This window comes from Aneurinibacillus thermoaerophilus, from assembly GCF_900099925.1.
GTDB lineage: Bacteria > Bacillota > Bacilli > Aneurinibacillales > Aneurinibacillaceae > Aneurinibacillus > Aneurinibacillus thermoaerophilus.
This window is the reverse complement of sequence record NZ_FNDE01000056.1, coordinates 1-12216: the sequence shown is the minus strand read 5'-3', so window position 1 is coordinate 12216 and position 12216 is coordinate 1. Positions and strand designations below refer to the sequence as shown.

At 46.7% G+C, this 12216-nt stretch carries 17 protein-coding genes; all 17 read right to left on the bottom strand.

Features of this window, described 5'->3' with window-relative positions; genetic code table 11:
- On the bottom strand, positions 1-751 hold a 751-nt coding region (locus BLR88_RS17630), incomplete at its 3' end, for a hypothetical protein (RefSeq protein WP_139185021.1).
- A 43-nt stretch (positions 752-794) separates the two neighbouring features.
- Positions 795-962 (bottom strand): hypothetical protein, encoded by a 168-nt coding sequence (locus BLR88_RS19780; protein ID WP_175493677.1) that lies wholly within the window; start codon positions 960-962, stop codon positions 795-797.
- A 122-nt stretch (positions 963-1084) separates the two neighbouring features.
- The gene (locus BLR88_RS17625) at positions 1085-1567 is read right to left on the bottom strand and encodes a hypothetical protein (RefSeq protein ID WP_091261446.1); all 483 of its coding nucleotides are present in this window, start codon (positions 1565-1567) and stop codon (positions 1085-1087) included.
- Positions 1568-1570: 3 nt separating this feature from the next.
- A complete protein-coding gene (locus tag BLR88_RS17620) occupies positions 1571-2377 on the bottom strand; it encodes a phage tail tube protein (protein ID WP_091261443.1) in 807 nt (268 codons plus the stop codon).
- Position 2378: 1 nt separating this feature from the next.
- Entirely contained in the window at positions 2379-2621 is a 243-nt protein-coding gene (locus tag BLR88_RS17615; RefSeq protein WP_091261441.1) for a hypothetical protein, read from the bottom strand.
- A 12-nt stretch (positions 2622-2633) separates the two neighbouring features.
- Positions 2634-2993 carry a hypothetical protein gene (locus BLR88_RS17610; RefSeq protein ID WP_091261438.1) on the bottom strand — a complete coding sequence of 120 codons (360 nt, stop codon included), beginning with the start codon at positions 2991-2993 and terminating at the stop codon, positions 2634-2636.
- Positions 2990-3409, bottom strand: a complete 420-nt coding sequence (locus BLR88_RS17605) for a hypothetical protein (RefSeq protein ID WP_139185020.1) — start codon at positions 3407-3409, stop codon at positions 2990-2992. Before BLR88_RS17605 ends, BLR88_RS17610 begins: the two co-directional genes overlap by 4 nt.
- A gap of 25 nt (positions 3410-3434) precedes the next feature.
- On the bottom strand, positions 3435-3806 hold the full coding sequence (locus BLR88_RS17600) for a hypothetical protein (protein WP_091261433.1): 372 nt from the start codon (positions 3804-3806) through the stop codon (positions 3435-3437).
- Positions 3796-4245, bottom strand: a complete 450-nt coding sequence (locus BLR88_RS17595; RefSeq protein WP_091261431.1) for a head-tail connector protein — start codon at positions 4243-4245, stop codon at positions 3796-3798. Before BLR88_RS17595 ends, BLR88_RS17600 begins: the two co-directional genes overlap by 11 nt.
- Before the next feature lies 1 nt (position 4246).
- A complete protein-coding gene (locus BLR88_RS19775) occupies positions 4247-4420 on the bottom strand; it encodes a hypothetical protein (protein ID WP_175493676.1) in 174 nt (57 codons plus the stop codon).
- Between the two features lie 13 nt (positions 4421-4433).
- Positions 4434-5471 carry a phage major capsid protein gene (locus BLR88_RS17590; RefSeq protein ID WP_091261429.1) on the bottom strand — a complete coding sequence of 346 codons (1038 nt, stop codon included), beginning with the start codon at positions 5469-5471 and terminating at the stop codon, positions 4434-4436.
- 13 nt (positions 5472-5484) lie between these two features.
- Entirely contained in the window at positions 5485-5880 is a 396-nt protein-coding gene (locus BLR88_RS17585; protein ID WP_091261426.1) for a hypothetical protein, read from the bottom strand.
- 13 nt (positions 5881-5893) lie between these two features.
- Positions 5894-7105: an HK97 family phage prohead protease gene (locus tag BLR88_RS17580; protein ID WP_091261424.1), complete on the bottom strand. Its 1212-nt coding sequence runs from the start codon at positions 7103-7105 to the stop codon at positions 5894-5896.
- A gap of 1 nt (position 7106) precedes the next feature.
- The gene (locus BLR88_RS17575) at positions 7107-9365 is read right to left on the bottom strand and encodes a phage minor head protein (protein WP_091261422.1); all 2259 of its coding nucleotides are present in this window, start codon (positions 9363-9365) and stop codon (positions 7107-7109) included.
- 8 nt (positions 9366-9373) lie between these two features.
- Positions 9374-10795, bottom strand: coding sequence for a phage terminase large subunit (terL, locus tag BLR88_RS17570; protein WP_091261419.1), 1422 nt, complete (start codon positions 10793-10795; stop codon positions 9374-9376).
- Entirely contained in the window at positions 10776-11273 is a 498-nt protein-coding gene (locus BLR88_RS17565; protein WP_091261417.1) for a transposase, read from the bottom strand. The genes terL and BLR88_RS17565 overlap by 20 nt, the downstream gene beginning before the upstream one ends.
- A 382-nt stretch (positions 11274-11655) precedes the next feature.
- Positions 11656-12216 (bottom strand): GNAT family N-acetyltransferase (locus BLR88_RS17560; protein ID WP_091261415.1); only part of this gene is annotated, 561 nt, incomplete at its 5' end.

Genomic DNA, 12216 nt, shown 5'->3' with positions numbered 1-12216 from the left:
CAATGGCTTTGGCCGCTCCATCAATCGTTTTGTACGTCTTGCCTGCAAGCATAGCAAGGTCAGCATTGAAAAAGCCTGTTACCTGCGCTTTGAACCGTTGGAAGCCTTCTAACGGTTTTACAAATACATCCTTGCCGAAAGCCTTCATGACATTATAGCCGTTGACCTCGGCCATCTTCTGCACGGCATTTACATCTTGGAGCTGCTTCTTATAGCTTGCTAGTGCCGCCTCTGCCTTTTTGATTTCCTCTGCATACTTGGAGGCATCTGCGCTTTTCTTCATCTGCTCTAATGCCCGTTCGGTGAGCTTAATTTGGTCGCGCAGATTGTCCATTCGTGTGTTTGCAAAGTTATACAATTGGCCTTCAAGTGCTTGAATCTCTGTCTTTGTCTTTCCGAATCCAAGCATCGAAAGTTCTGTACGTGTTCGGCGAATTGCTTTCTCGATTTCGCTAAACGCCCATTGTGCTTGGATATTATTTGCAGAATCACTAAAACGTTTGAAAGAGCCTGACGTATCATTTAAACGCTGCGTGATGTTTTTAAGTACATGCTCCGTTCCTTGTAAGGCCGCATGTGCTGAACGAATCTTTTCCGTCATGCGTCCAAAATACGAGAAGCCAGCGTTTGCAAAACCTTTGCTCATGCGTCCAAAACGTTCTAATTCATTCCCGAAACGATTAAGGGTTGCTCGGGCCTGCCTATCATCTGCTGTAATTTCGATATTAGCGCCGCCTACATTATTAGACACGTTATCCCCTCCTTTCCAAGAGAAATAGAAAAAGCCTGAGCGTTTACTTTTGCCCAGGCTTCCACCATACATTCGCTACATATTGCGATTGCTTTTCCTTTTTCTCATTGTTTACTCTTTTAAGGTCGTTATCTGGCAAAATATCTTTTAACCCTTTCCCTTTGTTGAATATGCTGTCAACCAAGATGAACAGGCTTTGCGCACCTTCCATGATACGCTGACGATTAGCCTCACGCTTCTCTTTTATGGCTTGCCAGAATTTTCGATTTAGCCAATGCGGTGAATGTTCTAGTACGTATTCTTCTGTGTAGCCAAAATGAGAAGAAACGAATTCTATTCTTCTGATGAGGAATTCAATGATTCGTTCCCAGGAGTCTGTTCTTCGAAGCGTTTCAGCAGAGTCTTCATGTCCGGAATCTCGATGTTGAATAGTTTCTTCGCCAGACCCCGGACACTCGTAAAAGCCTTTCCTAAGTTCGCTTTATCAACATAAACTTCGATAATCTCAAGTGTTTCTACCGGGTCAAGTTGCAACGCTTGTTCAGCTTCAATATCCAATAAAATAGCAAGAACGCGGACAACCACTTCTTCTGGAAGGTTCATAAAGAACATTGTCCACTTTTCCGATTCGTCCATTGTCGGATCGCTCATGATAAACCGGAATTGTTTATATAGCTTCATACCGTCAACGCCAATAAATTTGACGATTTTGATAAGCTTCGCATTGGTTAGACGTGGCACTTCAAGCACCGCGCCGTTTGATAGTGTCACCGTTCCGATAGGGCCAACATCCATAGATTGCAGAATCGTATTCATAGATTATCGCACCTCTTCCAATTCGTAATATACGTTTTCTTCAATTGGCACACCATCTTCTGGGAAGGCTTGAAGTCCAAGAGGCAACAAGCGCTTATCCTTGGAAAATGTCTGTGTTTTTTCATCGCCAGAAACCTTGCATTTTCGGAATATAGCCATATACAAGGAACCGTCTTTTTTCTGGCTAATTAGTGCCAACATAATGAACGGCACAACATCAGCTGTACCATATCCGATCCGCTTTGTTCCGAGTTCTGTCACCGGGAACACGTCTACATCTGCTGCCGCAGCCTCTTTTACAGGGTCGGACAGATACAAGGAGCTACCTGAAATCTTACTTACTTTGACAATTTGATTTCCGATTTTTGCCCAGCCACCCTCTTTAAAATCAGCGGTTCCAGCTAATGAAAGAACGGTAGCGCCTTCTACAATTGCACTTGTTAATTTCGTAGCCGTTCCCAAAACAGGAGGTGTCTCGATGATTGGGCCACCAATAAGCGCAAGCTGGCGATTCTCAAGTGTATTTTCTGCCAATTGGGTGCTTAGCGTGTGTGTCCAACGGGTGATTTCGGTATCAACTGGCCCCTTATATTGGTCAACCTCAAATTCTTCTTCTTCAAAACCGCGTGAAATCTCAATCCCTTCAGACGTCGCACCAAGGTCTTTCCACGGCCCTTTGAGGTCATACGGAAACGCCATATCCATTACGTCACTGATTTTTGTTGGCGCAGGAGTACCATGTGGTGCCCATACCAAACGACCAGGGCCACCAACAATATTGCTTGAATTTACTTTGTAGATATCTGCCATTTTATTTCACCTCACTGAATTTCCAAGAAGTAGCTGCAAGCAATTGCTCAGCTTCCTCTTTTGTAATTTCATTGCCAATTGTTAAAATTTGCCCTGGGTAAATATCCAGGCTTCCTCTTTGCTTCTGTAACCTAAAAATTGAGGCCCCATTCGTTTCATGAATAGGGCCTTCGCATTTAATCTTTCTTACCTTTTCCGCTGGCTTCTCTGCGGATTTTTGTATTCTTTCCTTTTGCTCTGACACTTTCGTCACTCCTTATGCTTCGATGTGTTCTAAACGCATATAGCACCACGCTTCCGGTTTTCCTGTATCTGTATCCGTTGTAAGAATCGGATTCGACTCTGGCTCACACCACTGAACACGCAGCCCTTGAATCTGCCCTGCTGCGCGTGTCAGGATATTCATCGCCTGTATAAGCCCTTGCATAGCTTCGTAATCCTTGCTTGCTCGGCAAATAAGTTGTAGGCGAGTATAACTATCCCCCCCAGCACTCCGAACAAGCAGAACAGGCAAAACAGGGATTTGAGGGAATGTATTGCCATACACCTTCATTTTTGATATTCGAGCAGACAAGAACTGGACAACAGGAGGAATCGGATCAACATAGTCAATCATCGCGTCCCTCCAAACAGTGTGGTTTGTATCTGTATCTGAGCAACCTTTTGCATTCGATCTTGCGCCGTATCCAACGCACGTGCAAAGATGTTGTATCGCCCTTCAAGTACAGCGGCATATTCAACACCCGAACCAATAGCCAGCACCGTCCGATCTTGTTCCTCTGTAATTTCATAAATAACATCTGCTTGCGTAGCCTGCCTACCTGGTTTACCTGACTTGTTTGTAGGAGGGATATCTGTGACATAGCCAATGGAGTTGACATATAGACTGGTATCGATATGGTTGTCATCACGCGTAATTTCCTTGGCCGTATCTGCCCATGCCATACCAGCAGCTACCACAGCGTTTCTGCGTGCAAGTTTTAGCTTCTCTGGCGCTGTTTTCTTAAAATAATCAACGGCCTGCTTATCCATTTTAACTTCAAAAGTAATATCCCCTTTAGCCATCTGTATCACCCTCTTTCTGTAGGGTTACTTCATAGTGATGCAAACGAATTCGCCCATACACCGGATTAATATTTTGGAACCCGAAAACACCGGAAGCAATCATGTTACCCTGTGCATCTTTGATATCTCGAACTTTCATACTCGGTTCAACCATCTGTGAAGCAGGAAGAAAAAAAATGTCCTCCACGATGAAATCAACGCCTCTTTCATCAACAGACACCCTTTTCTTAACCTGATCCAATCGACAAGGCACATTCTCAATCGGCACATCTTCAACAATGTCCCGGCCATATGGGTCCTGCCCCGTTACCTGTCCAGGATTTATCAGTGTGCAACGGTGGATAAGATGACGCTCAAACCTCACTGTTTCTCACCCGCGATGGACCCGAAATGGAGAAGAAGAGAGCACCTTGCACTGGTTGCACCTTCAAAGATTCGAGGATTGAGTCAAGCTCTTGAATACCAGTGTGGGTCGCTTGAAACTCCATTTCCTGTACAGTGTCTCCAGCACCACTCACTTTGTAGGAGTAAGAACCTATTTTCTCGCTTTCTACCTGCGATAAAGCCCCTTCCCTGACATCGGGATGGTCATGATACCAAAGATATTCCACAAGCAATACAACGGCTGTACGGAGTTCAGAGAGTGTGTCAGGGTCCGTCTCTTCCCGGAACTTCCGGCCGGTTGCCCGGTGAATCCAGCTTTCTGCACGTTCAATGTAGCCTGTTAACTTCCCATCTTCCAATGCTTTCACTTCTGGAAAAGAGGTCTGGTCCCGTACTTCCTGCATTGTTGCATATGGCATCCTACTTCACCTCAACAATGAAGCCGGAACGGATACGGGCAAGCAGTTCCTTTGATGGATTCGGTGGCAACTCTTTCTCCTGGTCGCCAACCAAAGAAAAAGAACCCTCCGCATATTGCGTCTTCGGGTTCTTTAGTCGGTACAGCTTCTTTTCTTCTTTTTTAGCAGTAGCCAAGCTTCATCCCTCCTTATCTCGCCTGGTCAAGTGCAATAATCAGGCGTGCATTCTTTTCGAATGGCACAAACTCGGAAATCTCTGTACCGTAAGAGCCTTCTACCTGCGTCTTGGCCGAGCGTTCGAATTCTACACCGAACTCTTTGTACGTGTAACGAACGAGCGCAAATGACGTGTCTACCAACATAATGCGATTGTCCGGAATCATGCTGCTAATAAACGGCGGTGCTTTAAGAACGCTGGCAAATTGACCATTCTTCATTTCATCAGCAAACAGGTACGCGCCGTTGCCGTTCGTCATCTCCGTAATTTTCGTTGCTGTTTCCAAACTCATCACCATGCGTTTTGGTGTATAGCCCAGCTCGTTTTCCATGTACTTCGCTGCGTAGAACAGGTCAGATAGTTTCAGATCGTTAGCTGTCTTGATGCCCAACACTGGCGCTGCATCCGAGCCGTCTTCAAAATATCCATTCAGCAAGCGATGGATCGCTGTATTTTCATAGTCACGCCCCAGCTTCTTCCCTAGCTTCATCAGCCAGAGAGAAACAAGGTCAATATTTGCCGCCTTCGACTCATCTGTCCATTCAATTCCACGGCCACGCTTATGCATCATGATAGACTTACCATCAACCTTAATGGTACCGACTGGAATCGGTGCACCCTGACCGATCTCGCGCAGCGCAACCTCGTCTTCATCATGCTCCAGGTAGTAGTATGTCTGAGAAAGCTGGGTTGCCGTAACGTTTTTTGCCACAAGCGCCTGCCAGTTCGATTCCTTTTCCCAGCCGATGCGTAGGCCATCTTCTACTACAGCATTAAACAACGGCTTTGTACCGTCATTCGTGAGCATAGAACCAGCCGTTACTCGGTTAATATCTTCAATACCGAGCACCCGAATGACTTCCTTTAGTGACACGTTATGTTCTGCCAGATAGCGTTTAACCGCGAAAGAGTCGGTACGCTTATACTTCTCATTCAAATAGGCGCGCATCGCACTACCAGCAAAAATCTCTACCTCTTGCCCTGCTCGATTTCTAACTTTAATCTTCAACTAAATCCCCTCCCTATGGCATTGCCACTTCTACAATTTTCTTTGCTGTATCTACAAACAGCACAACCGTGCCATTTGCAACCGTCGCTTTTTTGACTGTGCCTTTTCCTGCGGCAACAATCGAATCTCCGATCGCTAAGTCAGCACCGGTATAAACAAACTTATCAATGCGAGAAAAGCCATAAAGCTGGCATCCCAACGGTGTTTTCCCGTCTTTAACCGGGTGTAATGCCTTCAACTGAATTACATCCCCATCGGCGCAAGGAGCTGCGTGATACGCTCCGGATGTTGCAAACTTCAAGTTATCTCCCGTGCTAATCGGCTCCGCTTCTGTTGCTGTCGGGACCAAAACCGTTACCTGTAAACCAAACGAATGGGGCGATACACCGCCCGGACGTGTTCCGTACATTCAAATCATCTCCTTACGATAAGAAAATATTGTCTTCTTCCTCAGCGGCCTGACGTGCAGGTGCTGGAGCTGATGTCGGTTCAAGTGGCTCCTGTTCTGTCTGACGACCAGGTGTAAAGCGCTGCTTTGCCATTTCCTCATACGACTTGATTTCATCTTTCACGAAGTCAAGATCATTCGCACGCACAAGCATAGAACGGTACTTCTCCGCGTCGAATCCTTCACCCTGAGCACGAACCCGAGCCTGTACAGCTTTATCAATCAAGTCAGCGGCATACTGCCGCCCTTGCTCTGCTTCCTTCTTCAGTTGGCGAACACCTTCTACGGTGGCCGCGTCACCTAGTTCGTTGCGTAGCGCGATGTCATCCGGTTGACGAAAGACCTCACCCTCTGAGGATAGAATTTCATATACAGCACGCTTTTCGATTTTGCACTCTCTCAGCGCTTGTCGCAATTGCTCTAATAGATTCACGTTTCCTTCACTCTCCTTTTTGGACATAAAAAATGAGCGTTTCCCATCGTCCAATCGAACTTGGAATTGACGCTCTAAGGTATGGATATTCTGTTGTGATAGCTGGCCTTGTTGCACATACTGCCGTGCTTTTTCAATGTATGCGCCCGGCGTAGCACCCTTATACACCGTCGATACTTCCCGAAGTCGTGCGTTCACGACCCAGGCAAATGTCATCCGGCCATTCTCATCTTCAAGCCCTGGAATATGAGGGCATTCCCAATCCCACATATCCCGACCGCAGGAGCTGCATCGATACCACATGTCACTGCCGCCGAAACCAACGGACATATCTCGGATGATGCCTGCTTTTATAGCACGAATAGTATCGTTCGTATTAACACCGTTAATGACTAAATCACGTATGATGTACCAATGTCCACGCGCTGCATTATAGCTTCCCGGCTCGTCGCTAGCCGGAATCAGTGCGCCGTCATAAGAACGACCATACGGGTTCTTTCGGATGTCGTGGCCTTCCAACAGACTGACACCCGCTTTCAAGTCCTCTACATAGTTCCGAAGCGTTGTCACCGGGTCCATCTTCGTGAAATAGGCATCCAGTCGGTCATTCGAGCAGTTCCCGGAGAATGTGAAGACTTCATCCAGTGTCACAGGCTCCAGCGTCTGCCGGTTGATAAGCTCCAAATCGATATTCTCCTGAGTCTCGGTAATGACCCGCACAGGCAAATGAATCACGTTTACTTCCTCGCCCAATTTACTCACCCCCTTTCAGCAAGTCTTCCTCACCTTGCAGAATCCGCTTGTACCAGCATCGGCAGTTGATGATATTACTTGCACTAGCACCAAGCGATGTATCACCAGGGAACATTAGCATTTCCACCTGACCGTCAGCGTTCATGACGTGGAAAGGTTCATCAAAAGCTCTTATTTGTCCGTCAGCTTCCCTATGGCCATCCCGCGTATTCGGTTGATGTGCTGACATCCATTGTTTGCCTATAACAATACCTGATTGTTTGTCAGCGTGGTACTGACCCGCACGTCCAGCGTTCAACACTTCTGTCCGAGCAATACGCACAGCTCTGTCTCTGCTAAAAGCGTGCGACTCTTGCAATGCATCAGCAAACTTCGCAATCGTATAATTGCCCTCATACGCCACATCCCACAGCGTCATGATGACTTCTCTATCAGTGACACCCTGAATCAAGTTGACCGCTTCATCTGCTCTGTTCGTCAGCCAACGCAGCAGACCCTCATCCTGGTAGTCAAAATCAATATCGAGATCCAGTTCAAGCAACGTCGCTTGTCCGGCTAGAATCGCCGCTTGCTCCATCCATGTGAGTCCCGTTTCTGTCCAAAGCTCCAACTGCTCACCACTCGCTGTGAGGATGTTGACGACCACCCACTCTATAAATTCAGGCGGTGGCTCAGGTTGGTCTTCTCTTGTATGAATGACTCGCATTCTTTCGATATCTACAAGCGCTCTTGTAGGCATCTCTGGCGCGTTTCTGAGACGTTCAAGATAGAAGTCTAACTGACTTTGCAAAAGGCTATAGAAGGCATCTCCTGCGCGTGTAGTAAGCTCTGCTACGTCAGATGCCCAAGAGACGGGAATCTCTTTGACATACTCATCTTCTTCGGCACGTGTTTTAGGTGCTCTCTTGCCTGCTGTATGCCTACTGCGCTGTCTTGCTATACCTAAAGAAGGAACTTGTGGCTCTCCTGCGGCTGAATGCCCTACCATTTCGAGCGCCGCCTCATCATTGGTAATCCAACCTTGCTGCACCTGCGTGATTTTGGTACGAGTCTCAACTTCCTCGGCCTGCGCCTCTTTGAGTCGGTCGGTTGTACGGAGACTATCAAATTTCAGCCGCACACTCCCTTGTCGGCCATACACCTGTAAAGCAACGTTATAGGCACGCTCTAAAAGACGCTTAACCCCCCTCTGTATACTTTCAATGCCGGCGACATAAATTTGCCATTGAATGGTACCGTGTGTCTCTGTAGTGCCCTCATTGCGCCCAAGAAGGATAGGTAACTGCTTGAGCGATGTGACAATCTGCTGGTTAATCACATCAATGATTTTTGTAACATCCATCGACTTGCCATTCGTTCCGCCGACCATATCGACTTTCACGCTGTCCGTGTGGAAGAAGTTATCATCTGGTTTTAAGTTATTAAAGTCCGCTTGTATCTGCGCAACGTAATCCGCAACAAACTTCATCACCGCTTCCTGTCCTTGAGCTAAGATGAATTGCGGTATGTTCTTCATAATCGCTTCTTCTACCACGGAAATATCAAGTCGTGCATGCCCTTGATGATGGGCTACAGCCTTTAAATCTTTCAGCACTTCCACTTGGAAGAAAACAATCTGCAAAATAGGAAGTATCGGACTCCTGCCGTATGGGTCGCCAATGTCCGGGTCGAACGGATAGTAAAATACCTGCTCAGGATTCAGCACCTTATATCGGCCATCTGTCTGCTTCTGCACAAGCTCCATCTCACCAGTTTCATTGTTACGCCGGAATTCCATTGAGGACGGGTCAACAGCATGGAAATCCACTACATCGTCAATCCCCTCTGTCAGCTCGACTTCCAATGCGATAGCACCCTGCGTGTACCCAGTAAGCAATAAAACGTTGATGAGTTGATCCATGCCGCCGCCATACAATCGACCTACACGTTTTGCCAAATCGTTCAGCAGTTCCAGCCCCTGTTTATCTGGGCTGCCCTTTGCATTTAGACATTCCAACTCATGACCGCTATTCCCCAAGCGCAGGAAGTTCCATATCGCCATGGACGCATCAGGGTTAATGTCTCGGATAATCCGCAACTTCTCCATGACGTTCTTCTGCCGATACTCCGAACGCTTAATAATGTTTTCGTACCAGCCAAATTGTTGCTCCCAGCGATGCTGTGTTTGTTTGCCACTAGAAAAGCCGCGTAATGCCGAACGTACTGCACGTTCAACCGTTTGCTTTACTTTTCTCCTGCGGAATCTATCAAACCATCCCATTCCTTCTCTCACCCCCTTTTGATGCCACCGATAAACGGAGCGACAACGAATTTTTCAGGCTCAACAATGTGCCAACGTGCTAAAGCCTGTGTCATTGCATCCACCTGGTCGTCATACTTCCCGTTCGGAAACATTGAACACTCTTCAATGAAATCGTGTATCCACGGCGCAATGCTCGGGTCAGGAAGAAAAATGTTGCCCGCTTCAATCTCCGGCGATACCGCCTGTGCCCGAACAACCTTACCACCTTCCGGGTTTACCGCAACCAATCCGGCAATCTCCCTGCTCAACATCTGAATAACAGCAGGACCGTTTGCCTTGTCCTCTATCAGCTTCAGGATTGCCAGCGGCCACTTAGCCGACATTGTACGGATGGCCTGTAACGTAGCTGGCAGATTCATTTTCGCTCTCACCTGGTCAAGCAGGTACTTATCCGCACCAATGCGCCCCCACACTTGCCCAACAACATAGTCAGAGGAATCAGCGTCCTTGAAGGTGCAATCCCAAGACTGTAGCATTTCATGAAAGTGTGACGGTGCCTGTCGATAAAACTTCCACCATTCGCGTTTGATAATCGTTCCGCTTTCCGGTGCTGGCCGCTGCTGAAACAACGCTGCCCAGGTACGTGAACCAACTTCGATCTTTTTCTTTTCTGCCCATTCCTCGTCAAATCCAAGTTCCGGACAAAGCGCTTCACCAAGTTTACGTCCCAACAAGTCATCCTCATCCTCCGCGATAGCAGGGAGACGTAGACGAATCCAATCATGAGGACTTCGTTGAAGCAGACGGCCAATTAAGTCATCTTCATGCCAGCGTGTCATGATGATGATGACACTGCCGCCTTTATGCAAGCGTGTAGATAGTGTGCTTTCCCACTCAGCCCATACCTTCTCGCGAATGGTTGGCGAATTGGCCTCTTCCGCATTTTTAAACGGGTCGTCAATTAGAAGCAAGTCTGCGCCTTCACCAGTGATTGAACCGCCGATACCGGTAGCAATCATGCCACCGTGATGACCTTCTAATGACCAGTTGTTGCTTGCTGCATTCTCAGAAGAAATCTCGACACCAAACAACTGCTGACCAAACTGCTCGATTTTCTGCCGATTCAACCGCCCGAACTTTCGGGCCAGCGAATCAGCGTAGGATGTGGCAATAACGCGCTTGCCGGGGTTCCTTCCGATGTAATAACTCGGAAACGTCTCCGTCACCGTCATGGACTTACCATGTCGTGGCGGCATCTCAATCATGATGAAACGTTGCTCGCCATCTGCAATCGGTTGTAGGTGCTGGCAAATCAATTCAGTATGCCGGAAATGCGTGTAGGAACCAAAATGCACACGTTCAACGTAATCACGGTACGAACGGCGGGCCAATTCTTCTCGCGCTTGTTGTGCAATCTGTATCCTTGCTTCACTGGTCAAGTTTTGCAAGACGCCTCAACTCCTCGACCGACAAACCTGACATGTCCATTTTTTGATTGATTTGGCCGCTATGCTCAATATTTTGCTTATCCCGCCACTTATCCGACTGACGATTCTTCAACCAAAATATCTGCGCTGTCACGTCTGGCTGTACTTCTTTTGTTGTTACCTTGGTGACAACCATCTCATAGCCAACGATTTCGCCGTTCTCATCCCGAATAGCACACCTTTCTTTTGTTACCTCGTCATAACGGTAGCCAAGAGCACGCTTCAACAGAGCATTCTCAACTTCAAGGTCAATGACTTCCTTTCCCTTTTTTAAGGCCTCCGAAATCTCCGAATACTTCTTTTTCCACTCATAAAGAGTAGATGTGCTAATACCGATGTTCTTAGCTATCTGCTCATCTGTCAGGCCATCACGTGCCCAACCTTCAAGCAACGTAAGCCCTTCTGGCGTCACCCACTCTTGCCATTTTCCCTTTGCCATCTACATCACCACCCACCTCCAAGGCAAAATAAAAAGCACCGGATTAACCGATGCTTATTTCTGCTGTTGCTTTCTCTGCTCCCACTTCTCTTTTTCCTTTTGCCAATATCTTTGTATGCATGACTCCCAATTGCTTTTAGGATTCGGCATAACCACTTTTACTACCATATCCATCCCCCTATATCTTTACTCCCTTTTATTGTGCACCAAAACATAGATTCTTATGACTAACACTTGTCGTCAAATTCCGATAAAAAAACCGTCCCTCTCCGGAACGGCCCCTTCGCTTATCTTCTGACACTATCATCATACCACCCCTATCTCAAAACAACGCGCCAATCTCCTGCCAAAATCACGCCATTTTCACGCCAGATGTACGCCATTATTCTCGAATGCCAAAAACTTGAGGATCAGCTAATACAATACGGCTGAACACATCTGAGATTTGCTCAGTAGATAATTCAATCCCATCATTTATCCACAAAATCTTTTCCTCGTGACAGATAAATCCACACTTTTTATAAAAATGAATCTGACGTTGACGATGTTCATCACCTTCAGAACTCATATTACCTGTTACAAACATTACTCTTTCTTTATCTTTTTTGGCTATATCTAAAAGATGTTTCATCATTAAGGAGCCATAACCTTTATTTATACTTTCGCCTAGCACCTTAATGTCGGCAATATATAAACTTCGATCCTTTTCTCTCCTGATTACATGCATAATCGGATAAGGAACCCTTACTCCGTCCTTGGTAATAACAATGGCTTCGATATTAATTAAATCGTCATCGTCTCCATCGTAAAAATACTGTCGATAAATAATAACGATTTCTCCGACATTATTCCTCTCTATCTCTAACAATTGGTGCCCTTCTTCTTGTATTTCTTTGAGACGTGCTTGTAACTCAAATTCAACATCATTTTTCTTTTGTAAAGG

Bases quoted from the DNA above. Each gene is read 5' to 3' on its own strand.
- BLR88_RS17575 (WP_091261422.1), bottom strand. From the start codon at position 9,365: ATGGGATGGTTTGATAGATTCCGCAGGAGAAAAGTAAAGCAAACGGTT.
- BLR88_RS17620 (WP_091261443.1), bottom strand. From the start codon at position 2,377: ATGGCAGATATCTACAAAGTAAATTCAAGCAATATTGTTGGTGGCCCT.
- BLR88_RS19780 (WP_175493677.1), bottom strand. From the start codon at position 962: ATGGAAGGTGCGCAAAGCCTGTTCATCTTGGTTGACAGCATATTCAAC.
- BLR88_RS17585 (WP_091261426.1), bottom strand. From the start codon at position 5,880: ATGTACGGAACACGTCCGGGCGGTGTATCGCCCCATTCGTTTGGTTTA.
- BLR88_RS17625 (WP_091261446.1), bottom strand. From the start codon at position 1,567: ATGAATACGATTCTGCAATCTATGGATGTTGGCCCTATCGGAACGGTG.
- BLR88_RS17605 (WP_139185020.1), bottom strand. From the start codon at position 3,409: ATGGATAAGCAGGCCGTTGATTATTTTAAGAAAACAGCGCCAGAGAAG.
- BLR88_RS17610 (WP_091261438.1), bottom strand. From the start codon at position 2,993: ATGATTGACTATGTTGATCCGATTCCTCCTGTTGTCCAGTTCTTGTCT.
- BLR88_RS17565 (WP_091261417.1), bottom strand. From the start codon at position 11,273: ATGGCAAAGGGAAAATGGCAAGAGTGGGTGACGCCAGAAGGGCTTACG.
- BLR88_RS17595 (WP_091261431.1), bottom strand. From the start codon at position 4,245: ATGCCATATGCAACAATGCAGGAAGTACGGGACCAGACCTCTTTTCCA.